Genomic DNA, 23,921 nt, shown 5'->3' with positions numbered 1-23,921 from the left:
GGTATAGCTTTAACAGTTTAAGTTCTGAGGAGTATTTTATTGAGAATGCTTGTTCAGAGTACGCTAAGTTTATGCTACGCATAGACGTATCTATTAGATCGGCAATGTTCTTGAGAGAGTAATTTGTTGTTTTGAGCAGATATTCAATTATCCCTTTATAGATTCTTATTTTTATATCCATCATAACTCCAGTCCTTAACAAAAATGATTTTATCATAACTAATTTAAGAATAATATTAACAATATTGTTTTGCAAGTCAACTTTTGTGTGCTGTTTTGCAGTGTTCAAGCTATGAGTCCACCTTCCGTGTTAACACTTAATGTTGATTCAAAATTCAATTGCGGTACAATTTCGAGACTGATGGGTAATAAAAGATAAGAATGGAAATAGAACAGTTAAATCTTGACCGGGAGCAGCGAGATTACATTGCTCAGAATCTCAGCCAGTTAATGCAGTTAAGAAAAATCACCGATAATAAGCTTGCCCAGGATTTGGGTATACCGGTCATGACCGTTAGACGTTTATTATCCGGCGAAACAACTGATCCGAGAGTTTTCACTCTCAAGACTATCGCAGACTATTTTCAGGTGACTGTTGACTCATTAATTGGCACATCAAAAATTAGCGATTACGAATTGAGTAATTCATCTAAGCCAGTCTTCGTTCCACTATTTGATTGGGAAGAAGCCAAAACAAGGCAATCCTATGATTTAAAAAGTTGGAAAGAATGGGTTCCTGTTCCAATGGATGGTACAACTCAATTAAGCAAGAATGCGTTTGCTTTAGAAAGCCGACCCTCTATGATTCCGAGATTCCAGCAAGGAACTCTCTTTATACTTGACCCCGATTTGACTCCGACAGATGGCGATTTAGTGTTAATCAATTTAGTTGAGAATAATGATCTAACCCTTAAAGAATTATTTATCGATCCGCCAGAATGGCAATTACATCCCATAAATCACGGTCATTCTGTGATACATTTTTCAAAAGATGAGCACCAAATAGTAGCAGTTGTATTCGTAACGCTTTTTTACAATAGGAAAATGCGTTCTTTAGGATGAAGTGAATGAAGTTGTTTGGAAGTATATTGGCTCGTCTTAATGCAGCCAAAGGTAGCAAGAATCAAATAGGAAATTATGTATTGTATAGAATTGCTGACTACGAGAACGGCTTTTATATAATTCAATTAATTAATACAAAGGTTGCTTTTCAGAAAACCTTCCCGGATCTAATATCCGATCTTGAGACTTTATATGGACTTCATCCCGTTCAAGCTTGCTTTCTTGGGATCGAATTTTCAAGATTGCTGAAAACCAATCGATGCTCAGAAAAAATACAAATCAAAAATATAAATATCACTGGCCAATCATTCTTAAGCCGTTATGGGGCTTATGAGTTGTTATACCATAAAAGAGGTGGTCTTATAGGTTTCCAGTGTAAAGAATCCAAAAAAACCTTAGAAAAGAGCGCCAAAGAAATCGCTCTTGATGAGGAGATTATTCAAGAGTTTGATGCTGCTCATGCCTTTTATATAGGTATTGCTGCTGGAGCACAATTTGCCAAGGACGCTAGAGATGAAACACCAAAATTGAATCATTTAAAATTAGTAGTAGGATAATAGATGTACCACTTAAAAAAGAAAACCATTGTTGACTCTAGCGGTTATATGGTACTTGTCATCCTAGGTATGCTTTACGTAAGCATTATGATTTGCAATGCGGTTTTAACAAACAGATATATAGGTAACGATGCTGTATTCGTTTTAGGGGGTAGTTTCACTTCACCATTAATTTTTATTCTGGATAATATTATTGCAGAAATTTACGGGTATAACCTAACTCGTTCAATGATTTATACGGCATTCGTGGCTCAAACCTTCTTTGTTGTAATTTGCCAAATAGTCCTTATGACTCCTCACCCAGAATTTTTCAAAGAGCAAAATTATTATGCGCACGTCCTAGGTTATTCCCTAGTCAGGATAAATTTCAGCGGATTATTAGCTTACATCATCGCAAATCTGGTTAATTCCCGTATATTGTCTCGTTGGAAAGTATTGTTAAAAGGTAAATATTTCTGGTTAAGAAGTTTAGGTGCCTCAATTGTTGCAGAAGTCCTCTACTCGTTTATTGCTATTTTAATGATGGAGCTAGCCTCTATCCCATTTAAACACATTCTTAAAGTAGTTTTATTAAGCTTCTCGATAAAAGCATTCTATAGCGTGGTGCTAGCTGCTCCTGCCAATATTCTTGTCAAATATCTGAAAGATTATACCGGTATTGATGTTTATGATTTTCCAAACAGGTTTACACCTTTTGTCTATTCACGAAATGTTAAGGATTTTTTAAATGATTGAGAAAATAGTTTCAGGTGGTCAAACCGGGGTCGATCAAGCTGCTCTTCTTACAGCCTCGGAAGTTGGACTCGAAGTTGGAGGATGGTGTCCTAAAGGAGGGCTTGACGCGGATGGGATCTGCATCCTAGACAAATACCCTCAAATGAAACAAGCAACGACAGAAAACCCTGACGAACGCACCAAACTTAATATTCGAGATTCTGATGCAACTTTGATTATTGTTCCCAGCTGGCCTCTGCCAGCAAACATTAAAGATGGAACTAATCTAACTGTGGAAGATGCGAAGCGTCAGGAAAAACCCTATTTCATTTTTGATTTAAGTAACAAAGAAGAAGACACGGAACTTTTTCAAGAATGGTTGAAGACGCACTCGATTACCATCTTGAATGTTGGGGGACCTCGCGAATCCAATAGTCCCGGAATTTTTGAAGAGTCCTGCAAGTTATTGGAAGAGTTACTTTCAATTGCAAATCGGCCGTCCTTAACGCTTTGAGTAAATACGCGATTAGAAAACTTGATCCTCTTTAATTTAAAATTGAGGTAACACATGAAAAGATTTTTTTTTACAGCTCCAACTGCTGACAACCCAGAAGATGCTAAGAAAAATGCCGAGGAATTTCTTGAGAAATCTAATGAAACTAATAAACAAGCACTGGAGTTCTTAGAAAAGAATCCGGGAGCTTCAGTACAAACCTCAGCTAGATTCACCGGGATGTCTGTCAAATTATTTAAAACACCAGAAGAACTTAAGAAGTTCATCGAGGAAGCATCCAAATCTTCTTCGACGCCTACAAATAGTTAAACCACTACCGCCTGGCGCAAACTCAGTACAGCTGACGCGCCAGATACCTTCGCGCTATGTATTTTAGGTAAGTAATGCACTAGTTGGTCTGAGAACTCCGAAAAAAATAAGAGCAGACTAGGTAGCGTTTTTAATAAATAGTAGATTACCTCTTTCTTCAAGTAATTTAACTAAATCACTATCTAAAATCTGCTTTTGAATATAATCCAAAGCGCCGAGAATAATAGCTTTGTTATAAGCATCCATGCCTGATTTTACAACAAGCCCACCTAATTCTATTTTACGACGCGTCTCATCACGCCGTTTTTTTAGCTTCTCAACCATCAACAATTTTTCTTCACGGCAAACAATTTGTTTCTGTTTGGCAATCTGTTTAGTTATGTCCATGAATCACCTCACGGGCTAACTTGGCAAAGAGAGAATCAAGGCGGTTGAAATCGATTTGATGCAGGCCGTGTTTGTAGGCCAACTGACCAATTTTGAGCTGGTGCTTCTCTTGTAGGAGATCCAACTTTTCTTTTGCTTTTTGAATTTTATCCATAAGTACAGCTTCCATTTGCGATACTGTCTTCTTTGACATAATTACTCCGCAAATTTGAACGAGATCAAAAATATCATATACCCACAGATCTTCGAGTTCAATAGCTTTTATCCATGAGCGCCAGCGAATTCCACCTGTCCCGAAGAAAAGAATTTTCTAAGGGCGCAATATACAAACTATCGTTTGTTTGCTAAATTCACGCATATGGCGATTTCCTATGCGAATATTTCCGTGCATAGCAGGAGCAAAGGGCACAGTGCTGTGGCTGCCGCCGCGTACCGTGCTGGAATGAAGCTCTATGATGAGCGCCTTGGCTTAACCTATGATTTCAGTCACCGACATGATGTGAAATATTCTGAACTCCTGTTGCCTGAAGGAGCAGAGCAAGATTTCACTGACCGGCAATTCATCTGGAATGAAGTCGAACGGGCAGAAACAAGAAAAAACGCCCAAGTCTGCAAAGATGTCATGCTCGCCTTGCCTAAAGAGCTGGATTTGATTCAGCAAATCGAATTAGCCAAGCGTTTTGCTCAAACTCATTTTGTTGATAAGGGAATTCCTGCGGACGTTTCCATTCACGACCACGGTGATGGCAATCCGCATGCGCACATCCTAATCACCACCAGACGTTTAGAACAAACCCAATTTTCAAAACACAAAGCCCGTGATTTAAACCCGCAGTTCGCCAAAGGGTTTATTACCGAAAAAGAACAATGGCATCATCAATGGCGAGACTTTCAGAATGCATATTTTGAAGAAAAGGGAATTGATTTAATCGTTGACCTTAACCATATCATTCCCGAACGGCACCACGGCGGTTTCAGAGATAAAGCCCATCATTACCTCCTTGAAGAAAATGAGCTCATCAAGCAAGCGCGCGAAGAAATTGCTTTAAACGATATCGAGAACTTCATCAATATTCTGTCGATTGAACACAGCGTCTTCACCCGAAAAGACATTGAAACCCTGTTATTCAAAACCATCACTCAGGAAAATTACAACGAGTTTTTTCAAGTAACGGTCGAGCGTGTACTGTCCAATAAGAACGTCATTTGCCTGGGCGAAAATGAACAAGGACAGAAGGCCTTTACCACCCGGCACCAGTATTTGCAAGAAAGCAAACTGTTAAATGCTGTTGAACATCTTCAAGAAAGAACCAATCATGTATTTAAAACCGATGTTGCTCGGTTTTTACAAGCTACAACTCTCAGCGAAGAGCAACAACAAGCCTTTGAATTTATCGTAAACGGCGGTGACATCAGTTGTATTATTGGCCGCCCGGGTGTGGGTAAAAGTTACATGTTAACGCCTGTTAAAGACTTCTATCAGCAGCAAGGTTGCCGCGTATTAGGGGCAACCCTCTCCGGAAAAGTCGCCAAGCAATTACAGATTGAATCCGGTATCGAATCATCGACTATTGCTTCATTAACTGCGCAAATGTCATCAGGCAAACTGACCTTAAATGCCAATGATATTTTAATCATTGATGAAGCCGGCATGGTGGATTTTGCCAATATGTCTTTTCTCATTGACCGAGTGAAAGAAGCCGAGGCCAAACTAATTTTAGTCGGTGACCCTGACCAGCTAAAACCCATCAAGAAAGGTGCTATTTTCAAAGGGATTGCATCCCTTGTGGGATGCTTTACAATGGTGGACATCAAACGGCAACGGCATGCCGGTGACCGTCAGGCAAGCATTGAACTGGCAAAAGGCAATATTGAGGCAGGGCTTACGCATTACCTCAAACAAAATGCGATAGTGATTGCCGATAATGAACGTTCAAAAAATGCAAGTGACCTACTGATTAACGCTTGGCAGGCAAATATCCATCAGCATGAGGACTTAAAAAATAGCATCATCCTAGCGCATGCCAATGTGACTGTCGATAGCCTCAACTTAAATGCTCGCGTACTCCTAATGCAAAAAGGGGTTCTGGATACTGAGCAAGTCAACTTCATCAAAGAAATAAAAAGCAAAAACCGACAATATCAACCCGGCCAGTACATCATGGTCACTCATAGTGATAACGAATTAGGGCTTATCGGTGGCGAACAAGGCCGTATAGTCGCAGTCGATGAAGAACAAAACATAACACTGCAAATGAATGACGACCGGGAAATCAAGGTACCTTCGCACTTAAGGCGTTATGTCGAGCAAACCGGCCTGCAAGACTTCTACCTGGCTAAAGGCGAGCGAATATTCTTCAAGAAAGGCGATAAAGACATTGGCGTGAAGAACGGCGATTTAGCCACCATTACTCACGTTAATGAGGAAGGCTTCACCGCCGTTTTAGATTCAGGGGCGACTGTAACCGTACTTAAGCGTTACAAGCAAATTGATTATGCCTATGCCATGACCGTTCATAAATCGCAAGGTATGTCCGTTGAAAACACCTATGTTTGCATTGATACCAAATGGTGGGATAGGGCATTAAGTTTTGTTGCCTTTACCCGCCACAAAGAAAAACTTAAAATATTTGCAAATAGTAAAAATTACCCTGATTTCAAAGCAATGGTTGAACAGCTATCGCGCAAAACCCTACAAGATAACGTCATTGATTACCCGATGAATCTAGGGATCCGACACGGGTTTGAGTTTGATAATCTGGTGGAGCGAGCCGTTAGGCGCATAACTACAGCATCTCGCATTATTAAAGATAAAGTCACTTACCTCTATCATTATGCACAAGCAGTAAAATCACAGCAGGGCTGTGCTCATTTTAAAAATCAAAAAGCCATCAGAGAGGCGGGTAAGTATGTAGCTCAATATATTGATCTGAAAACTAGAATTGCTAACCAATATCAGCAATTGGAAACTAAATCTAAAAAGCTGGGCATCGAAATGTCTAATCTCAAAGGATATGATGATTTTTATAAGCTGGCCTGTGCACGAGATAAAAAGGCTTCAGATATTAAGCCACATATTGTGCCAGGGCAATTAGCTAAAATAAACCTTAAACAGATTGATGTTAGCAAGCTTTCAAAAGAAGTCTCCCGTTATGAAACTGTAAAAGCTATCCGGGCTGTCATCCGCTCACCGTCCAATCTGATGAGTGACCATGAACTCTGTAAATACGCCCAAACAGTATCATTAGCAAATGACAGGCTTTGCATTTCTCAGGAGCTTAGGAAAGCTCACATGAGTGAATCAACTTTCAAGGAACGCTTACAATCATTGCAACAAAGTTACAGACAGACCGTATACAAAGCACTAAAAACAGAATATCCCTTATTACAGCAATATGATGAACTTGTTTCTGCTCGCAAAAAACTGACAGGTTCTCAGATGGAACAATCAGATAAAGGTATTTTGCTTATAGTCCAAAGAATCTTTTCTAATAGGCTGCTTATAAAAAAAATAGAGCAAGAATTACCTAATTTTTTTAATACCATTCAAGGAAAATTGAGTTTAAACAAAATTAAAATACATGAGCTTTAAATTGTTCATAGTTAAAATTTTCGGACTTTATTTTTAAGTTTTTAGTTCACGTTTGAGCAGTCCAGTGTGAAATGAATTTATTGAGAGGATTGATAGGTTATTTAATGAAGTTGCAATATATGAGGCAAAAATACTACACTTCATAGAAACATAATTATATTTAATTCTAGCGTATACAACTGAACCCAGCACATTAGAAACTATATTTAAATGCTTGGAGCTCCTGTAAATGGATGATTATCAACAAATAAAAAAAGCATTGGAAGAATATAAAAAGCAAGTAATGGAAGCCCCATTTACTAATTTGAGCAAGTTAATCGAAAAGTTTGGTTCAGATATCCATAATGACTGGGTTTTTATGTATCTCACAGCAGCCTTTATTAGAGAAAATGAAAATTTATGGGAAAGAGGCCTATATAAAGAGTTATCTTTACTCAACGATATGGAAGATGCCATTCTAAAAGAATATGGACTTACGTATATTGAAGAATTTAATTCGCATGAAGAAATACCTGAAATTAAAAAATTTTTAAAAGACTCTGATGATCTGTTCGATAATAAACTAGCAGAACTTTTTAAAAAATTTGGGCTAGATGAGTTTGCCGAACTTTATCTGAGCAACAAGGCCGTATATTTTAAGCGTTATGAGGATATTAGAACTAAATATAAGGATTGCAGATTAGCTCTAAGTGAAATAGTGACGTGGTTTAATAGATTTGACCACCCCAGTTAAGAGATAATGCACTTAACTGGAGAAAGTAATGACGATAAGAAAGAAATACCCCAAAGAATTTAAACTGGATGCAATTAGTCTTGTTTTAGAGCAAGGTTACGGGGTAACAGAAGCAGCAAATAATTTATGCATTGGTCAAGCGCTACTAAGTCGCTGGATAAAAGAACACAAAGAACAAGATGGGCAAGCATTTCGAGGAAATGGGAAGTTAACAGCAGAACAATTAGAGATACGTCGCCTGCAGGAAGAAAATAAACGCCTGAAAATGGAAAAGGAAATCTTAAAAAAGGCGGCGGTCTTCTTTGCTCAAGAAACGAAATAAAATATTCGTTTGTCGCCCAAAATAAGAAGACCTGGCCAGTTGGCTTAATGTGCCAACTCCTGGGCATTACACGGCATGGATATTACAGTTATCAGCAACGCCAGAGAAATAAACCAGATGATCCTGAGCATGAGGAGGTTATTGAGTGGGTGAAGAAAATAGCTGAAGCGAGCCAGTATTGTTATGGAAGCCGCAGGATGAAGAATGCTTTAAATATATTAGGCTATCCAGTAGGTCGAAGGCGAGCTCAAAGTTTAATGAAAGAAGCCAAAGTTTTTGTTCGTTATCGAAAAAAATATAAAGTGACTACCAATAGCAACCATAAACAGCCGGTTTATGAAAATGTTTTGAATAGGCGCTTTAACACAAGCGAGCCCAATAAAGCCTACGTATCAGATATTACCTATATCTGGACACAGGAAGGCTGGCTTTATTTAGCAGTCGTTCTGGATTTATTTTCAAGGAAAGTGGTTGGTTGGAGCATGGGATCCAGAATGAAAGCAACATTGGTTTGTGATGCTCTGAATATGGCAATTTGGCAGCGAAAACCTCCAGCAGGGCTTATTGTTCATTCAGATAGAGGAGCTCAATATGCTAGTTACCAATACCGCAATTTATTAAAGAGCAAAGGATACATTGGGAGCATGAGCAGAAAAGGTGATTGCTGGGATAACAGCGTTGTTGAAAGTTTCTTTGGCAGCTTAAAACAAGAGCGAGTTCAATGGCGAAATTATCAAACCCGATGGGAAGCTCAACAGGACATTTTGAATTACATCACCATGTTCTATAACAGCCACAGATTACATTCATATTTGGGATATTTAAGCCCAAATCAATTTGAAAAACAGAGCGATTTATTAATGAAAGTTGCTTAACTGGGGTGTAACATTTTGGTTGACCACGTCATAGTTTATGAATTGGAATATGAATCAAAAAAATGTGCTGATATTAAAGCATTCAATGCTGCGACTATATTGATTGGATCTGCATTAGAGGGGATAATGCTTGATATTGCTACACAAAATGAAAAAATTATTAAAGTATTAGTCAAAAGAAATAAAACTCGCAAAAAAGAACTAGCGCTGCACTCCTTATCATTAACAGACTTACTATCCTTATTTAAGGAAGCCGCAATTTTTCCCTTTGACAAGAGAGATGATATTCATGAATTATATGAGAGTATGTATGACATCGCTTGCAATATTAGAAATCTAATACATCCAGGAAGAAAGATTAAGGCCAAGTTTCCTAAAACGAGCGAAAATGAGTATCTTATTTTAGAAAGTATTTATTTGAATTTAAAATCCTTTTATTATCGATAAAAGATATATTTTAAACTAATTTGAAAATTAACAACCGGTTGTTAGAGCGACGAATTTATCGTTACTTGCTTTTCTTGTTAGTTTTTTTATAATGAATGAGAAATCTACAGAAAATATTTTCCTGCTCTCACTTCACTTATCAGTTTCTATAAATGGGGGAACTGTAGGATTATTTTTTTGTATGTACTTTGCCAGTTTTTGCAACTCACAATAATATTTATCACTCTTATATTTGTTTCTTCTATCATCTATGAACTTAGTGAATACAGAGTAATAAAATTTAATTGAATATCCCGTTAGCTCATTGAGATCTTTCACTGAAATATATCCGCGATTTGCAAAATAGGAGATTGTTTCAAGGAAATCCAAAAAATTTAGTAATGCAATAAAGTCACTAGCTTTATAGGGGTTAAATTTTATTCTGTAGATCATTTCGCCAATTATTTGAGTATGCTTCGTGCAGTCGATATTTTTGTGATAAGTTAGGCAATAAAATTTGTGTATGATCACTCTAGCTTTTATAATTTCCGGCTGACCGTAACGCTCATCAATTCTAAATAAAAAGTCACCTCTTGATGTTTTATTTAAATCTCTAAATTGTAGCCATCCAGCACATAGAATAAAAATTGTGAGAATAACAATAGCAGCTGCATTAAAGTGCTCTGCAGCGTTTTTTAAATTCTCATTGTGTCCTTTGCTGTCGTTAGCTATAACATTAATATAGTGGTCTTCAAAAATGAAAATCAGCACTCCCATTAAAATTATAATAATCGCGAATGAAGTTAACAGCTGAAGAGTAAGGGACAATTTCTCATTCTTTGTTTTCATGATGGGCTTATAATGTTTTTTCTGGTTTATATATCGGCAAGCTTTGCTAAAAGTTAATTTTATGAATACGCTTTCGCTGACCTGACTCTCAACGTTATTTAATGAATGTGGAATGGCAGAAATTAGTCTACTTCATCAGAAGCTACCATGTGGACCCGAGATCTCCCCTGATTACAAGTAAGCTATTTAGTGTTATTTCGATTTTGACAAATTCCGGTTTCGATATGGGCCTTGAGAAGTACAAAGTAAGAATTTAGTTCTGTCATTGTTTGTTTTAGCTTCTTAACATCAATGTACATTTCAGGAATTTTTTTCTTTATCTCATCTGCATATCTAAACAAAGTAGATTTATCATCAATAGAATTAATGAACTTAATCAAGCTTTCTACATTTTCTGATAAATTTAAATCATAGCTGGTTTTTAAAAACTCTCTAAGTTTGTTGAATAAATCTGTAAGATTATGTCCTCTTGCGCTAGGAATAATCCCTTTTATACATAATTCAATAGAATGCCTATAGAGGTACAATATAGGGTGAATAGTACCTTTTATATCGTAATAACTGTACTCATTCAAAGATGATTCGAGTAGAGCCTGTGCAGCATCATAATAAACACTGGCCAAACTCATCTGTGAATCAAGGGGTATAGATCCAATTGGAAGAACGCTATCTCCTTGAGTGAAGGTTGAGGTGATAAAGTCGATATCTATATTTTTAAAGTAATTAAAATTCAAATTATCTTCTCCTTATCTGAAAAGAGATGACTATTGTAAGAATATGAATTTAAAGAATAGAATGCAAAACATTACCAAAATCACCCAGAGGGGGAAACCTAAAACTGCTTCAATACGCTCAAACCGAGGTAACAAATTTTCTAGATCTTGCTGAGTTTCTATGACCTCTTCTTTTTCCACCTCATGTTGCTCCTCTTCATCTGGTTCAATCCAGTAATGGCGCTGAATAATTTTAATATTGAAGTCATTAACATAACCTAGGCAGGGAGGATTTATTTCACTGTCCTGTCCAAATTTATGTTCTTTTGAATCCATTAAGATTTTAATGTAATTTTCACCTGATGATGCTCGCTCGGAGTAAAATCCCGGCGGATTATGTAAAGTTAATTCTAATAAATCTATATGCTTGGATTTGATTAGGTCAGCCATGCTATCAAACTGTTGCGGTGTTAGTGAAAGATAAACACTTATATGGGCATTTCCGGTTTCTTCTGTAAAACTCATCCATCCACGAAGTTGACATTTTGCTTTATCATTGGAATTTTTATTTTTTTTAATATTAAGGCCAAAATGCTCTATAGGACGTTTTGAGCCAAACATTGAATACACGAAATCTTCATTTTCTGAGTTAGATTTTTCAGCATAACAACCAATAGGTTGTAGTCGCCCTAAAATTGATCCACCTTGTCTAACTAACTCTGTGTTGCAGTCAGTTTCTTCAGAATTAATAATTGTATTATTAATATCTGTCGAATAACTATAGAGAAGATCGTTCACCTTAAAAGTTAAAAACCCATCCCAAGGAATAAAATCCCTGTAATCTTTTCTGTCGTTTTTATCAAACTCTTGTAGCAACCAAGGAGAATCACTATTTACTCCTGATTTTTTACAAAGAACTCTGTATTCTAAGTTATCGTCCAACATCTTCCTCGAGTTATCCATTTTGAAGATCTCCTAGATAGATATTAGTTTATTTAATCCAATTTGCTACTATTCACGGTTTAATTTGACATTATTATTATGTCTTTACCGAATCCAGAAGATATGTACGACGAATCCTAGAATTCGTTTTATCAAAGGTAGTGAAGTCGAAATGATTTATATGGTTAACATAAGCGTCTATACCTTTCGCAAGCAATTCACTCAATCTGGATATAGACCCATACAAATGATAAAAAAAATCTAGCTGTAGAGGAATTGTATTCAATTGCGATTAAAGTAATTCTGATAGGTTAACACTCCCAACCACCTTTCGTTTGAAATCAATTCGATCTATCTTGTTAATGGGGAGATTTAATGCGGGTTGCTCTAGGTTCTGCATTGTTTCCTTATACCAAATAAATTGTGAAGCTTTTACCGAAGGGAACCCAGAACGCATGATTAAGGTATTCTCTGCCGGGATCTTCATAATCGCTTCAGGACGCATTAACGGTACGGCCTGATAATTTTTGCCATGACTGTTGCAAATTCCTTGTGCCTGTAATGAAGTGGATTCATTCGCTACCCGTTGCGTTTTAGTGCCTAACATTTTGCTGATGAATTCGGCATCCCCTAAATCTTCCGTTGTAAAAGCTACTTTCGTTTTGATGTTTGTAAAGGCTTTGGCTTCATCCTGAGAGTATTTTTCATAGGTTTGGGCAATGTATTGAAACATCAGGATACATCGCACTCGGTATTCGCGAAGCAGCTTTAACGAGCGCCTTAAACGCTCAATACGGCCTAAGGAGGAAAATTCATCAATGAGACACAACAAGGGATACGGTTCTTTTTTAGGATCAGGAATTTCTCGAATCATGGCCGAAATTAATTGCTGCCAGAATAAAGTGAGTAAGGGGGCAAGGCGTTCCATGTCATCATCGGTAAACCCGACATAAATGGTCATTTTCTTACGCCGTAAATCTTTGAAATCAAAATCACTGGCGCTGGTGGCAGCATCAATAAAGGGATCGTCAAAGAGTTCTAAATAGCCGGAGAAGGATTCTAAAATCGAGCTTCGGGTTTTCTCATGGTTATTGATGTAGGAATAGCCGTTGCGATAGAACTCTGGGTCTAGGTGGTCGGTATTGTCGAGCAAGTCTTGCAGCCACACATCGAATTGCTGTTGCTTAATCAAGCGGTTCATTTCGCCCAGGGTCGTTGGACGTTCGGGTGTATCCAGTAAATAGAGCGTTAAGCATTTAAAGAGCTTCCGGCTCGCTTGTGTCCAAATGACATCTCCTTTTGGGTTATCCGGTATTAAAATATGTGCGGTTCGTTGAATGTCGGTCATGCGGTGATTAACGTCTTTGCTGATACTGGATAAGGGATTAAAGCGGTGTGTTCGGCCTTCTGGGTGAGTCGGTGCAAAACAAAAGCATTCATGGCCTAATACCTTTTGCCGGTAGCCTGATGTCGTTTCAAAGAGAGTAAGTTTCACATCATTACAAACCACCGAATAGGGATAATTGAATAAGTTGGGAATGGCAATACTTCGTGTTTTACCACTCCCGGACGGTGCAAAGACTAAGACATGTTCAAAGCCGTTAGAATACAGAGGAACCCCGTATTTTTTACCGATGATTAGACTTTCCTCTTTTTTTTTAAAAAAATCGGCTTTCTGAATTTCATAGCCATTGGCAAAATGGGCATTGCCTAATACTTTGTTGCCAGGGCGAAATCGTTCAAACAGGGCATGCATAGGAATTGCAAAGACTAAAAAGAACCCCGCGAGCTCACAGCCAATAAAACGGCGTAGTGGTTCGGGGTCTTCAGAAAGTGCCTGCAAAAAAGCGATAAACTCCGAGGCATTGTTAAAGGGTTCTTGCGACCACCATTGATAGAGAAATACGCCAACTAGCAAAGCAGTTACCGAAAGCACCAAACAAAAGAGCACAATACCACTTAACCACCGGATAAAGCCGCCTTTGAGATAACAGGCAGCCAAAATGAAAGGAAGGGAAGCGAACAGCAATGCCCCTGCACACAAGCCGTAATACCTAAAGCGAAGTAAAACAAAGAGCGACCAAGGATAAGGCGTATTGGATAGCCCCAAGCCCCACAGAGAAATAAAGCTGGCTAGTTCCAAGGCCATCAGCAAGCACACCATAGTGATTATTATTTTTTTAGCCATAACTTATCCTTAAAACTGACGCACAGCGCGCACATGACCTAGAGTGCTTGCTTTATCACTGGCAATGACTTCGCCGGTGCTAAAGTTTTGAAGCCATGCCTGAGAGACGCTAGATTCAGTTGAGCTCCAATAATAATCGGGTGCAAAACTCGTTAAGCCCTGCGGTTGTAAATTGGCTTTTAAAAGGCTTAATTCATAAATGGATGGCAGATACCATCCTCCATAACAAAGGCTTTGCGGGTTGGCTGGCGTTATACAAGGCGTTTCCCCATCCTCAGACACACTGTATTGATTCGCCAGAAGGGCTGCAAATTGGCCGGTTTGATTATCAATGGTCTGTTCGCTAATGATTAATCGGGTGTTGGATTCGCCAGCGCCAATGCCATCCGCTCGTGCATTGGTAATCTTATTGCCGCTTTCCCCATTTCGCCATTGAATGCCTTGAGCATTCACGTCACGGGTACTGGCAATTAAGCCATGCTGGCCGGTGTTATCGACCCAGAAGACAATCCCGCCTTGATACAGCTCACCAATTTGATGGGTGATGATATTGGCACTAATGACCTCGCCTTCAATGCGAATGCCACTACCGGCTTGATAATGCCCTGCTGGACCTCGTTCCCCTTTTTGTCCAGGCATTCCCTGTGGGCCTTGAGGACCAGCAGGAATCGAAGCAATTCGATTCGCCAAAGCGATAATTTGATTGGACACCAAAACCATTTGGTCTTGCAGCTTGCCAATGTGCTCCCACATATCCACATCACCTGCTTGAGCACTGTTGAAACACAGACAAGACAAGGCCGTAATCGCTAACTTTTTCATGAATCACCTCATTAATAATTCCTAAGTTGCTCCTTTGAAATAAATCCATGAAATACCGCGTCCATTGGGTGTTTTTTGCAGTTGAATGATGACATCCACCACTTGATTGATTTCGCGCAAGATGTCTTCATCGCGCATCGAAGGGACATTATTGAGCTTATAGAGTTGCACCATGCGCATGAGGGCAATTTGCGGGTTATTGGCGTGAATGCTGGTCATTGACCCCTCGTGACCTGTGGAACACGCGGCAATAAAATCCAATATCTCTCGCCCTCTGATTTCGCCCATCATTAGCCGGTCAGGGCGAAGCCTTAACGAACACTGCACCAAGTCTTGCATGCAAAGAGCTGATTCACTTTTGGTTTTAGGGGCAAGCAAATTCACTTGATTGCTATGGGGCAAGCGCAGCTCGTAGGTGTCCTCTAGTGTGATAATGCGCTCATGCTTAGGAATCCGCTGGCAACAGGCATTTAAGAAGGTGGTTTTACCGGATGACGTACCGCCTGAAATGACAATATTCTTTTTAGCCAGGATGGCGGATTCGATAAATTCCGGCCAACATTGTTTGCGATAGAGGGCTAGCAATTGCTTATCGGTATCGCTTTCCAGTGATTTTTTATCGTCTATTAAAAAGGGCTTGGCATTTCGATAAAAATCTTGCTCATAATCGCTTAAATTGCGACTGGCTACCGTTTGACGGCGAATCGACAAGGTATAATGCTTGGCTGCTGGCGGGATGACTAACTGCACCCGTGAGCCATCCATTAAATTGCCCGATAACAAGGGATTTACTTCATTGAGTAGCTGTTTATTCTCATTGGCTATCAACCCAAAGAGACGCTTCAAATGAAGGCTATCTAATGCAGGCACTGAATGCAGCTGCATTGCGCCTTGTTGCTCGACAAACACTTCTCGCGGTCTATTGATTAAGATTTCCGAGACACTGGCATCGTTTAGCCAGGGCGATAAGGGTTGCAATAACCCTTCTGAACCCGGCGCATAAAAGGCTTTCGCTTCCATTAGCCCCTGCCTCCCTTCACGCCATAGAAATCCAAATCGTGGGCTACAAAGACATTGATTAAAGTGCCTTGATTGACTTGCAAGGTCGGCCGAATCGCCATGCCCGCATTCACCGCTTGCCCTGCGGTTTGCTGGAAGCTTGACGCAATCGCCATGCGGTACTGCGCTTCAGAGTTATAGCGGTCTTGGCCGTTTACGCCACTGGTGGCGGTGTAAGCGCCCAAGATGGATAACAAAGCACTGGTGCCAAAGCGCTCAAAGAAATGGCGATTGATATAATCAGCTCCTTGCCCTGAGCGGCCGATGGCGTCTGTGCTTGGGCTGTTCAAGCTCACAATGACGCCATTAGCGAGCTGTATTCGATTCCAGACCACAAGTATTCGGCTTTGCCCATCGACCACTTGTGAATCAAACTGACCGACTAACACCGAGCCTTTAGGAATTAAACAATGCTGGCCTTCCAGTGAAAAAATATCGCGTAGGGTAATGGCGCGCACCATCCCCGGCAGTTCCGAGTTAATCGCCGTTTCCAAAGTCGCTGCCAGCATTTCCCCTGCGGGTACGGTTGAACCCGGATGCGGTAATTTGGTCGCAGTGACTGAGGTAATTTCATTTTGCTGGTTTAAAAACTGGGTATTGGGATTATTTCCTGCAAACGCATTGGGTGGACTGGCATTGCCGGTTCCTGCCACAGCACTGACGGCTTGCCGATTCACCAGAAAGGTAGTCGGTGCATTCATGCGCGCCAGCATTTCTTTGCTCATGTGTTCTTTATGGCGAAGCTTGGGCGGTCTAATGGGCTGTTGATTAGTCAGCTTCGTTTGAGTACCCATAACCGGCTTGGCAGCTTCAGCCTTCATCTTTTCAATGAGCTCAAGGTTTTGTGAGAGTGTGTAATCGTTTTGCGAATGGGCTACAGGCTCCTCTGCCTTCACCGTTCTGGCATGCTTCGGCATAAAGGCATAGCCTAAGAGAGTAATTGAAACTCCTATCACTACCGCCATTTTAGGGTTAATCCCAAAATAAGATTTCTTAGGCGGTGTCACTTGAGATAGTTCGCTTAATGATGCATCGTTATCTTTTTCAGTTGCTTGCATGCTTACCTCCTGCCTTGTCGAAGACGTTCAATTTCATTACTGTTAAAGATAGAGGCCACTAAACCACCGCTTCGCAAGGTGAACTGAGGGGCTAAGCGTTGAATGATTAAGAGATGGCCTTGGCGCCGGGTATTTACAATCGACTCTTTGCCTTGCTTGTTATCGACCGCAAACACTGCCGGCACCGCTTGCGTTGGACTGAATTCAAAATAAGTGAATTGGCCATCGTCATAGACATGCTGCGGAGTTAATTCGGCACTGCCACTAAAGCGATAGTTCCAGTTCATTGTTTTAGGGTCTTTATGCTGTTTGTTCAAAGCAGCATTGCGAAGCACTGCGGCTTTGCGTGCCGCGTCAAGCTTGGCTTTTTCTTCTTCAGGGTAGGTAAACTGCAAGGCATAAATGGGTTTTACCGAGCCATTGCCCATTGAGGAATTACTGGTCACTTGAAAATAATAGTTATGTTTGTCGGTGACCACCGTCATATTGGTATTGCTATTGAGCAGGGTTGGCTTTACAAACATCATATAAGGCAAGTGTTCATGGTAGGTCACCATCCAGCCGGCGGTGTCGCCTCCTTCAACGGCCAGAATGGTTTCTTTAGGATTAAAGAGAATTTGCGTGGTAGTAAAGGTGCGAGCTTTAAGCTTGACCACATTATGCGCTTGAAAAGGCACCAGCGTGACCCGCGCATCTTGCTTTGTGGATTGGGGAAGCTGCTGCCCAAACGCCAGCGTATGGGCAAGGAGTAGTCCTGTCATTATTAATTGCTTCATCATTACCTCACACATTCCGGAGTTGTTTGCTATAGCGGGTCACCTGAAAGCCATCCCAGTTTTTCCAGCGGATATCGGGCGCATTGGAGGGCTGGTTATACACCCATGAAATTAAGGCGTTGTATTGGGTTTCTGTTTGATGGCCGGTGGCTTTGTCAGTATCAATTAAGGTAAAGACCACTTCGGCCACGTTGTGATGGTTCTTTGGAAAATCCTTGTCGTTAAACAGGACATTGTCGAGAAAGTTAATGCTGTAGACGTGAACGCTACGCGTTAGTTTCGTGCCGAGCTGCATCACAGGAGATTGCGGATTGTTTCTGGATTGCTCGCGAAGGTATTCATCATTCACCGACTCACTAGACAAAAGACCTACCAAATCGTATTGCGCACGATAAGCGCTGACCTCATAGCTTTCCCGATGGGTAATGTAACGAACGATGTCACTTTCCACCTGCGTTTGATTGATGGGCCCATTCGTTTGCGTCACTGGCTCAATGGTGGTGACCCCATTGTCATAATGATGCACCAGCATCGGCACCAGAGTTTGCATGGGCGCAAGCACGACAACCGCCAATACAGCGCAAAGGTTTAATCCCATCGAAGTCAAAAACGCCACTTGATACCGATTCCTTGAGACTTCCACCCGGGTGAACTGGTCATCTGCCCAGTGCTTTGCTTGTTTAAAATAGTCATTTAAAGGCTGCTTGCTTGTTTTCATGATTAACCTCGGAAGGATTGAAGATTTAAGGGGGAATTAGCCGCTTGATAGACTTGAACCGGTGATTTGGCACTAGCCGGCACCAGTTGTTTTAAAGCCTCTTGGGATTGGCTGCCGGCTTCTTTTGCCTTTTGGCTAGCACCCATAGCACCACCAATAAACCCGCCCAGCATGGCAGCGCCATTACTGGTCGAACAAGATGCGCCAATGCTTTTGGCAATGGCGGTGACTTCAAGCAAGGCCATGACGCAAAAGGCGGCGACCAAGAGAATTGGGATCCAATCCGATAGGCCGATTTCAAGGGCATGGTTGGCATAATGCCCATAGACTGCCCAATGAATCAGGCGCATGCAAAAGCTGGCTACAGACGACACGAACACCAGCACTAGTGAGAACCCCACCAGCGTTCCTATCCAGCGCTCAAAAAAAGATTTGGTAAAATCAAACAAGGTGAGCAGGATAAAAATGGGCGCCGTACTTAAACACACCGCGAGCATTAATTTAGCGATTATGAGTTCAAACAAGGCCAGGCCAATCACCGCAAGGCCAGAGAGATAAATCATTAAGGCCACAAAAATCGGGCTCCAGTGCTTAAAGCTTGCCTTATCCCACGTCCAAGCCCCTACGCGAACCACTTCATTCAAGACCGATTGCAAACCGCTGTTGACCCCATCCACAGAGAGGCCTGAAAGATTGGCTTTCATCAGCACGCCACCGAGCTCGCTTGCACCATCGACAAACAACCCGACAAAGTATTCAGAGAAAAAGCCCCAGTTCATGGCGAATAGATAAATACCACCCATTCGCAAGGCCAATTTCATTAAGTCCTTTGAAGGCATACGAATAAAGCCCATCATGATACCAAACCCCATTAAGACTAAGGCAAGCACACAGGCGCCTGCCAGAGGCTTTTCAAGATGCGTAGCCAGTGCCTGATAGCCATTGACCACAAAGGTTTTGCTTATTTCATCGATTTGGCTAGTTAACTGGCCAATGATATTGGCATAGGTTGGACTTACCATTGGTTAATCCTCGATGCTGTTAAACACACGTTGCTGATAGGCAAGCGCAATCGGGTTATAGAAGGATTTATCGGTAATCTGTTTAACCTCGATAGACGCAAAGGCCCGATGCGTTCGCAGTTCATCGACCATGAGCTTAAACAGCAAGTCACAATCGATATGGGCGTCATTTAAGCCCATACAGCTTGGATAATAGCCCCCGCCAGTGCCTGAATTGAGGTGCATGGCTTTTTCAGCGGTGCGCGAGGCTTGCATCAGGGCGTTAACTTGTTCGGCTTGGGGCTGAGACTGTAAAGGGTTTTTATCGCAGGCGGTCAACGTCACGGTGCAGGCGAGGGTCAGGGTAAGAGTTAATCGGTTCATAGTTTGTTCTTCCTTTTATTGTTGTTATTCATTCACAGGGTATTGCGAACAGGCTCTGCCATAGTTCGGGCATGGGGGGTCCAAGTCCGGCGGTTGGCTGCAAGCGCACAAATTCAGTAATACAAGCCCCACAAGAATTAATCGCATACCCATCTCCTACTTATCGTCCGGCAAGCGGTTAAAGCGTGCCATATCGGTTTCACTGCTGATGTCATTAAAGCCAGTCATAGCCGACTGCTGGCCGATTAAGGTTTGCAGCTTGAGTTGCTCAGTCTGAATAAAGGCAAGCTCTGCAATCAGGCGCGAATTTAAATCGATGGCTGCCTTGGTGTTTGGGGTTTTCTCGATGTGATTGCTAAGCTCATGGATGGCTTTTAAATGCTGGTTGATTTCGTTATAGGCGTAAGTGGCTTGCACACTAACGGCTTCATTAACCGCTTTGTTTTGCTGGTATTGGCTGAGGCGCTCAGCCGTTGCCCCTTTTAGGAAACTGGCATCATCCAGGGTGATATGGCTTTTTTCATACGCCTTAACCAGCTCTTGATAACGGCTTGGATTGCCGCCTGAGATATTCTTTAACGCCTCATCCCAGCTATTGGCTGACCATTGGCGGTTTTTTAAATCCGCGACACTGTTGTTTAGATTGCCAAAGCCATAGTTACCACTGTTTGAGTCTTTGAGCTGCTGCAAGCGCTCAAGTTGTGATTCAGCATTCTGGTAGGTTTTTTCCAGCATCTCGTATTGAGCTTTCAAGTGGTTTAACTGCTCAATGGCTTTTTCAAGCATGGCGGCATCGGACACGCCCAAGACATCGGCATGCACATTGGCACTTAAACAAAGTCCAGCGATAAGTAAGCGAATCTTCATGCGCCACTCCTTTCGATAAAGACTGGCAACCAGTCTTCGGCGTTAGCACTGACCTCATCGATGATACTATCGAGTAAGCGCACCGTGGCTTCATTACCGGAAAAGACGCGAATTTCATCTGGCAAGTCGCCTAAATCAAGCTTACAGAGGATGCTCTTTCGGTCTTGCTTATAGAGAAATAGCCTTGATTCAGGCGTTAAGGATTTAATGGTCTGGTACTCACTACGGCTTAAGCCTAACGCGCCGATATAAGTCGCTTCATTGGCTGCCGGATTGGGGAAGTAAATACTGGTTGCCACATTGGTAATAATTTCGGCTGCAATCGGTGAATGGACAATTGATTCGGGCGTTTGGGTCATGAAAATGAAATGGCCGTTTTTCTTGCGAATGGTGGCTGCCCATGCTTTTAAGTGCTTAAGCCAGAAGGGTGAATTGAATACTTGCCATGCTTCATCAATGACAATCGAAGTGAGTCGGCCATCAAGGCAGAGGCGTACCCGATGCAATAGATACATGTAGACAGGTGTTGAAATCAGAGGGGATACTTCATCCATCAGATAAGTGATGTCAAAGCCCACCTTATCAAAATTCACATTCAGCGCGTCATGGTCATGGTCAAACAGCCAGGCGAATTCGCCTGCCTCGCGGGTTTCATCTGCACGAAGCCAGCGTTTAAGTTCCGGCCAGCGCGGGAAGTCTTTCGGAAGACAACGCGCAATATTGCTTAAATTGCGGTAACGGCGCTCTAAATGGTCAAAGGCGTAATTCACACATTCGTTAATGGTTTCGCGAATACTACTTGGTAAATCATTTTCATTGGGTTGTTTAATCAGTTCAGCGAACCAGTCTTTGACAAAGCTTCGATTGTGGGGCGTATCGGTGAGCATGAAGGGATTCATGGCGATACGTTCGGCATGCTTGGGCGAAATGACTGTATAGCTGCTATTGGGTGCGCTAAGCACATAAATTTTGGACGCTTCATCACGGTCAAAGAAGAAGCTTCGATTGTCATAGCGCCCCATTTGCGCATCAAGGAAAGACACCAGTGTGTTCTTTCCGGCATTAGTCGCGCCAAAAATGGCGGTATGACCTTTGGCAGGGTTCGTTTTGGATGATTGGCTGTGGTAGTTAAAAAAGACCGGTGTTTTTGAGGGCGTTTCTAAGAGCGTGACGGCTTCGCCTAAGTGATTGCCATTGCGAAAGCCCGTATCAAAGTTATGAAGCGAGCAGAAATCGACAAAATTATGCGAGGTTATCAAACTTGCCCTTGCAATAAAGGCGTGATTGCCGGGGATTTGTGACCAATAGGCTAACTCTTGGCCTAGGTTCTCTCGCACTAAGACAATACCCGCTGAGGCATAGGCCTTCACTGCTTCGCGTATGGCATCCTCTAGTTGGGCTTTATCAGGCGATAACAGCATTAAGCTATTGTGATGAAAGCCTAAACGGGCTACTTCGCTGGAAAGCCCATCTTCCAAGGCACTTAATTGCTGGATTTGGCTAGCGCCTAAATCCTTGGCATTCAGTAAATTACCGCGTTTCTTGTCGACTAAATTCAGTGCCACATCGCGAGGCACCGGCGCAAAGCTATGGGTTAGGATGTATTCGCAATCGAGCTCTAATAACTTATCGAGAATAACTGAGCTGGTTTCCAAGCCATATTTTTTAATAGAAAGCATGGCAGCAAAGGAGCTGCCACTAGCGCCTTGAAACTGAATAGATTGGCCAAAGAAGAGTTGCTTGTTGGTCACATATTGGCTGAGATTGCCCTCTGGATATTTGGCATTGGCTTTTAAGGTATCCAGCAAGCCTTTGCCGGTCATGGCATTAAACTGTGGCTCGGTAAAGGGTAGGCGCTCGCCTGCATTGGGAATGAGGGAAAGGAAGGCTAGCAATTCGCTATAACCTTTCTGGCGGTCATGTTCGCCCAGCAGATGCGGTTTAAAGGGCGATAAAGAGGTTTTTAACTGCTCCATTTTGCCCAGCAGCAAGGCAATTTCAGCTTCCCGCTGCTGTTGTCTTGCGTCAATTTGTTTAGACGCACTGACTTTGCTCCACCAGCTTAAGGTGCGGGCTGCTTTGCTGGAATTATCGCCCTTAAGCACCACGGTGAGATAAATCGCATTGCGGTACAGGCTCTTGCCCTGAAACCGGGCATGGTATTTCTCATTCACTCGTTTGGCAAAGGGGGATTTAAACTCACCCTTTAAGCGAATATCTTCCTTATGGCGGTGAATGGTTACATAGGCCATGAAGCGCTCATCGAGGTGTAAGAGCGCTTGGTGTAGGCGAAAAGACATCTCGTTGAGGTAGTCAGGTTCGGCCATGACAAAGGAAATGCCTTCAACCTGCAAGGTCGCACCAATTGCGCCTTGCTTGGTTTCAAAAATACTCGCTGAATTTAAATGCGTAATCGGGAACAAGTGGCTGATGCCCGTTTCCTGTTGTAGACGCTGTTTAATCTTAGTAAGGCTCATAAGCGCGAACTCCCCAAAAAGCGGTATTAGGCACATTAGGCAACAGGAAAAGGCGTTTGCTTAAGATGGTGAATAAGGCCGTATCCTGTTTACAAGCTAACCAGCCAAAGGCATGAAGGGGCAGGAAAATGAGTCCATACAACATGCTGCCCAAGCCAATGAATGCCCCCATCGATAGGATTAGATTCATGACGTGGAATTCAAGCGTGACCCCGCCGGTCATGGCCGGACGGGTTAAGGCGCCAAAGATGGGATTGCAATGCAATTGATTAGTCGACATTATCCCCTCTCCACGACGCCATAAATCTCACCGGCACCAAACACGAGACCTAGCCCGACTAATAAGTACACAAAATACTCTTTGGGGAATTTCTGCAATTTAAAACACATGTAGCCCAAGGTGACGATTCCCGCCACAGCGACCGAGCGCACCAAGCCACCTTGCAGGTATTTAACTGCCCCATTAATCACCGTCTCAATCGATTTGGCAGAACAGGGAACAGGTAACAAGGCGCAGCCCAGGGCTAAGTATTTCGCTTTGGTGAGCTGTTTAAGGCAATGAAGTTTGCGCATCAT

At 41.9% G+C, this 23,921-nt stretch carries 26 protein-coding genes; 9 read left to right on the top strand and 17 right to left on the bottom strand.

All coding sequences use genetic code 11. From position 1 onward, the window contains the following. The first annotated feature begins 381 nt into the window (after nucleotides 1-381). From B1207_RS07690 to B1207_RS07670, 5 genes are read left to right on the top strand one after another with little or no spacing between them, the layout of a single operon-like run. Nucleotides 382-1,062: a S24 family peptidase gene (locus tag B1207_RS07690; protein ID WP_112219407.1), complete on the top strand. Its 681-nt coding sequence runs from the start codon at nucleotides 382-384 to the stop codon at nucleotides 1,060-1,062. 5 nt (nucleotides 1,063-1,067) lie between these two features. Further along, nucleotides 1,068-1,619, top strand: a complete 552-nt coding sequence (locus tag B1207_RS07685; protein ID WP_112219406.1) for a hypothetical protein — start codon at nucleotides 1,068-1,070, stop codon at nucleotides 1,617-1,619. Nucleotides 1,620-1,622: 3 nt separating this feature from the next. Then, nucleotides 1,623-2,354 carry a queuosine precursor transporter gene (locus B1207_RS07680; RefSeq protein ID WP_112219405.1) on the top strand — a complete coding sequence of 244 codons (732 nt, stop codon included), beginning with the start codon at nucleotides 1,623-1,625 and terminating at the stop codon, nucleotides 2,352-2,354. Beyond that, nucleotides 2,347-2,847 carry a putative molybdenum carrier protein gene (locus tag B1207_RS07675; protein ID WP_112219404.1) on the top strand — a complete coding sequence of 167 codons (501 nt, stop codon included), beginning with the start codon at nucleotides 2,347-2,349 and terminating at the stop codon, nucleotides 2,845-2,847. The genes B1207_RS07680 and B1207_RS07675 overlap by 8 nt, the downstream gene beginning before the upstream one ends. 54 nt (nucleotides 2,848-2,901) lie before the next feature. Continuing rightward, nucleotides 2,902-3,156, top strand: coding sequence for a hypothetical protein (locus B1207_RS07670; protein ID WP_112219403.1), 255 nt, complete (start codon nucleotides 2,902-2,904; stop codon nucleotides 3,154-3,156). A gap of 117 nt (nucleotides 3,157-3,273) precedes the next feature. Here B1207_RS07670 and B1207_RS07665 read toward each other — a convergent pair whose 3' ends face one another. Beyond that, complete coding sequence (locus B1207_RS07665; RefSeq protein WP_112219402.1) at nucleotides 3,274-3,543, bottom strand: conjugal transfer protein TraD; 270 nt, start codon at nucleotides 3,541-3,543, stop codon at nucleotides 3,274-3,276. Next, a complete protein-coding gene (locus tag B1207_RS07660) occupies nucleotides 3,530-3,736 on the bottom strand; it encodes a hypothetical protein (RefSeq protein ID WP_112219401.1) in 207 nt (68 codons plus the stop codon). Before B1207_RS07660 ends, B1207_RS07665 begins: the two co-directional genes overlap by 14 nt. Before the next feature lie 165 nt (nucleotides 3,737-3,901). Here B1207_RS07660 and traA point away from each other — a divergent pair, with 165 nt between their 5' ends. From traA to B1207_RS07640, 4 genes are all read left to right on the top strand, one after another. Continuing rightward, nucleotides 3,902-7,135 (top strand): Ti-type conjugative transfer relaxase TraA, encoded by a 3,234-nt coding sequence (traA, locus tag B1207_RS07655; protein WP_172458199.1) that lies wholly within the window; start codon nucleotides 3,902-3,904, stop codon nucleotides 7,133-7,135. 229 nt (nucleotides 7,136-7,364) lie between these two features. Further along, a complete protein-coding gene (locus B1207_RS07650; protein ID WP_112219399.1) occupies nucleotides 7,365-7,868 on the top strand; it encodes a hypothetical protein in 504 nt (167 codons plus the stop codon). 28 nt (nucleotides 7,869-7,896) lie between these two features. Beyond that, nucleotides 7,897-9,065, top strand: a protein-coding gene (locus B1207_RS07645; RefSeq protein ID WP_409371300.1) for an IS3 family transposase whose coding sequence is annotated in 2 segments (ribosomal slippage) — nucleotides 7,897-8,146 and nucleotides 8,146-9,065 — 1,170 coding nt in all. Because the reading frame shifts where the segments join, the coding sequence is not laid out codon by codon here. A 15-nt stretch (nucleotides 9,066-9,080) separates the two neighbouring features. Continuing rightward, a complete protein-coding gene (locus tag B1207_RS07640) occupies nucleotides 9,081-9,512 on the top strand; it encodes a hypothetical protein (RefSeq protein ID WP_112219397.1) in 432 nt (143 codons plus the stop codon). Nucleotides 9,513-9,644: 132 nt separating this feature from the next. On the opposite strand, the gene B1207_RS07635 is transcribed toward B1207_RS07640, so the two are convergent. The 15 genes from B1207_RS07635 to B1207_RS07565 all read right to left on the bottom strand — a co-directional run bounded on the left by B1207_RS07635 (nucleotide 9,645) and on the right by B1207_RS07565 (nucleotide 23,921). Further along, nucleotides 9,645-10,340: a DUF4760 domain-containing protein gene (locus B1207_RS07635; protein WP_253255808.1), complete on the bottom strand. Its 696-nt coding sequence runs from the start codon at nucleotides 10,338-10,340 to the stop codon at nucleotides 9,645-9,647. Nucleotides 10,341-10,522: 182 nt separating this feature from the next. Beyond that, entirely contained in the window at nucleotides 10,523-11,074 is a 552-nt protein-coding gene (locus B1207_RS07630) for a hypothetical protein (protein WP_112219396.1), read from the bottom strand. Between the two features lie 30 nt (nucleotides 11,075-11,104). Beyond that, a complete protein-coding gene (locus B1207_RS07625; protein ID WP_146740044.1) occupies nucleotides 11,105-12,016 on the bottom strand; it encodes a hypothetical protein in 912 nt (303 codons plus the stop codon). Nucleotides 12,017-12,287: 271 nt separating this feature from the next. Continuing rightward, the gene (locus B1207_RS07620) at nucleotides 12,288-14,183 is read right to left on the bottom strand and encodes a type IV secretory system conjugative DNA transfer family protein (protein ID WP_253255807.1); all 1,896 of its coding nucleotides are present in this window, start codon (nucleotides 14,181-14,183) and stop codon (nucleotides 12,288-12,290) included. A 9-nt stretch (nucleotides 14,184-14,192) separates the two neighbouring features. Then, complete coding sequence (locus tag B1207_RS07615; protein ID WP_437178498.1) at nucleotides 14,193-15,005, bottom strand: Lcl domain-containing protein; 813 nt, start codon at nucleotides 15,003-15,005, stop codon at nucleotides 14,193-14,195. Nucleotides 15,006-15,026: 21 nt separating this feature from the next. Next, nucleotides 15,027-16,025, bottom strand: a complete 999-nt coding sequence (gene virB11, locus B1207_RS07610; RefSeq protein ID WP_112219394.1) for a P-type DNA transfer ATPase VirB11 — start codon at nucleotides 16,023-16,025, stop codon at nucleotides 15,027-15,029. After that, nucleotides 16,025-17,122: a TrbI/VirB10 family protein gene (locus tag B1207_RS07605; RefSeq protein WP_172458197.1), complete on the bottom strand. Its 1,098-nt coding sequence runs from the start codon at nucleotides 17,120-17,122 to the stop codon at nucleotides 16,025-16,027. The genes virB11 and B1207_RS07605 overlap by 1 nt, the downstream gene beginning before the upstream one ends. Before the next feature lie 2 nt (nucleotides 17,123-17,124). Continuing rightward, the gene (gene virB9, locus B1207_RS07600) at nucleotides 17,125-17,883 is read right to left on the bottom strand and encodes a P-type conjugative transfer protein VirB9 (protein ID WP_253255806.1); all 759 of its coding nucleotides are present in this window, start codon (nucleotides 17,881-17,883) and stop codon (nucleotides 17,125-17,127) included. A gap of 22 nt (nucleotides 17,884-17,905) precedes the next feature. Next, nucleotides 17,906-18,616: a virB8 family protein gene (locus B1207_RS07595; RefSeq protein WP_112219393.1), complete on the bottom strand. Its 711-nt coding sequence runs from the start codon at nucleotides 18,614-18,616 to the stop codon at nucleotides 17,906-17,908. Between the two features lie 2 nt (nucleotides 18,617-18,618). Continuing rightward, the gene (locus B1207_RS07590) at nucleotides 18,619-19,638 is read right to left on the bottom strand and encodes a type IV secretion system protein (RefSeq protein ID WP_112219392.1); all 1,020 of its coding nucleotides are present in this window, start codon (nucleotides 19,636-19,638) and stop codon (nucleotides 18,619-18,621) included. A gap of 3 nt (nucleotides 19,639-19,641) precedes the next feature. Next, nucleotides 19,642-20,001 carry a hypothetical protein gene (locus B1207_RS07585; RefSeq protein ID WP_112219391.1) on the bottom strand — a complete coding sequence of 120 codons (360 nt, stop codon included), beginning with the start codon at nucleotides 19,999-20,001 and terminating at the stop codon, nucleotides 19,642-19,644. 156 nt (nucleotides 20,002-20,157) lie between these two features. Further along, nucleotides 20,158-20,868, bottom strand: a complete 711-nt coding sequence (locus tag B1207_RS07580) for a type IV secretion system protein (RefSeq protein WP_112219390.1) — start codon at nucleotides 20,866-20,868, stop codon at nucleotides 20,158-20,160. Beyond that, complete coding sequence (locus tag B1207_RS07575; protein ID WP_112219389.1) at nucleotides 20,865-23,345, bottom strand: VirB4 family type IV secretion/conjugal transfer ATPase; 2,481 nt, start codon at nucleotides 23,343-23,345, stop codon at nucleotides 20,865-20,867. The genes B1207_RS07580 and B1207_RS07575 overlap by 4 nt, the downstream gene beginning before the upstream one ends. After that, on the bottom strand, nucleotides 23,332-23,625 hold the full coding sequence (locus B1207_RS07570; RefSeq protein ID WP_112219388.1) for a type IV secretion system protein VirB3: 294 nt from the start codon (nucleotides 23,623-23,625) through the stop codon (nucleotides 23,332-23,334). Before B1207_RS07570 ends, B1207_RS07575 begins: the two co-directional genes overlap by 14 nt. Beyond that, nucleotides 23,625-23,921 carry a TrbC/VirB2 family protein gene (locus tag B1207_RS07565; protein ID WP_172458195.1) on the bottom strand — a complete coding sequence of 99 codons (297 nt, stop codon included), beginning with the start codon at nucleotides 23,919-23,921 and terminating at the stop codon, nucleotides 23,625-23,627. The genes B1207_RS07570 and B1207_RS07565 overlap by 1 nt, the downstream gene beginning before the upstream one ends.

It is taken from the genome of Legionella quinlivanii, from assembly GCF_003265995.1.
In the GTDB taxonomy this organism is placed as follows: domain Bacteria; phylum Pseudomonadota; class Gammaproteobacteria; order Legionellales; family Legionellaceae; genus Legionella_C; species Legionella_C quinlivanii_A.
Note: the sequence above shows the minus strand (reverse complement) of the source record. Positions and strands in the feature narration are given on the sequence as shown.

Bases quoted from the DNA above. Each gene is read 5' to 3' on its own strand.
- B1207_RS07690 (WP_112219407.1), top strand. From the start codon at position 382: ATGGAAATAGAACAGTTAAATCTTGACCGGGAGCAGCGAGATTACATT.
- B1207_RS07685 (WP_112219406.1), top strand. From the start codon at position 1,068: ATGAAGTTGTTTGGAAGTATATTGGCTCGTCTTAATGCAGCCAAAGGT.
- B1207_RS07680 (WP_112219405.1), top strand. From the start codon at position 1,623: ATGTACCACTTAAAAAAGAAAACCATTGTTGACTCTAGCGGTTATATG.
- B1207_RS07675 (WP_112219404.1), top strand. From the start codon at position 2,347: ATGATTGAGAAAATAGTTTCAGGTGGTCAAACCGGGGTCGATCAAGCT.
- B1207_RS07670 (WP_112219403.1), top strand. From the start codon at position 2,902: ATGAAAAGATTTTTTTTTACAGCTCCAACTGCTGACAACCCAGAAGAT.
- B1207_RS07665 (WP_112219402.1), bottom strand. From the start codon at position 3,543: ATGGACATAACTAAACAGATTGCCAAACAGAAACAAATTGTTTGCCGT.
- B1207_RS07660 (WP_112219401.1), bottom strand. From the start codon at position 3,736: ATGTCAAAGAAGACAGTATCGCAAATGGAAGCTGTACTTATGGATAAA.
- traA (WP_172458199.1), top strand. From the start codon at position 3,902: ATGGCGATTTCCTATGCGAATATTTCCGTGCATAGCAGGAGCAAAGGG.
- B1207_RS07650 (WP_112219399.1), top strand. From the start codon at position 7,365: ATGGATGATTATCAACAAATAAAAAAAGCATTGGAAGAATATAAAAAG.
- B1207_RS07635 (WP_253255808.1), bottom strand. From the start codon at position 10,340: ATGAAAACAAAGAATGAGAAATTGTCCCTTACTCTTCAGCTGTTAACT.
- B1207_RS07625 (WP_146740044.1), bottom strand. From the start codon at position 12,016: ATGGATAACTCGAGGAAGATGTTGGACGATAACTTAGAATACAGAGTT.
- B1207_RS07620 (WP_253255807.1), bottom strand. From the start codon at position 14,183: ATGGCTAAAAAAATAATAATCACTATGGTGTGCTTGCTGATGGCCTTG.
- B1207_RS07615 (WP_437178498.1), bottom strand. From the start codon at position 15,005: ATGAAAAAGTTAGCGATTACGGCCTTGTCTTGTCTGTGTTTCAACAGT.
- virB11 (WP_112219394.1), bottom strand. From the start codon at position 16,025: ATGGAAGCGAAAGCCTTTTATGCGCCGGGTTCAGAAGGGTTATTGCAA.
- B1207_RS07605 (WP_172458197.1), bottom strand. From the start codon at position 17,122: ATGCAAGCAACTGAAAAAGATAACGATGCATCATTAAGCGAACTATCT.
- virB9 (WP_253255806.1), bottom strand. From the start codon at position 17,883: ATGACAGGACTACTCCTTGCCCATACGCTGGCGTTTGGGCAGCAGCTT.
- B1207_RS07595 (WP_112219393.1), bottom strand. From the start codon at position 18,616: ATGAAAACAAGCAAGCAGCCTTTAAATGACTATTTTAAACAAGCAAAG.
- B1207_RS07590 (WP_112219392.1), bottom strand. From the start codon at position 19,638: ATGGTAAGTCCAACCTATGCCAATATCATTGGCCAGTTAACTAGCCAA.
- B1207_RS07585 (WP_112219391.1), bottom strand. From the start codon at position 20,001: ATGAACCGATTAACTCTTACCCTGACCCTCGCCTGCACCGTGACGTTG.
- B1207_RS07580 (WP_112219390.1), bottom strand. From the start codon at position 20,868: ATGAAGATTCGCTTACTTATCGCTGGACTTTGTTTAAGTGCCAATGTG.
- B1207_RS07575 (WP_112219389.1), bottom strand. From the start codon at position 23,345: ATGAGCCTTACTAAGATTAAACAGCGTCTACAACAGGAAACGGGCATC.
- B1207_RS07570 (WP_112219388.1), bottom strand. From the start codon at position 23,625: ATGTCGACTAATCAATTGCATTGCAATCCCATCTTTGGCGCCTTAACC.
- B1207_RS07565 (WP_172458195.1), bottom strand. From the start codon at position 23,921: ATGATGCGCAAACTTCATTGCCTTAAACAGCTCACCAAAGCGAAATAC.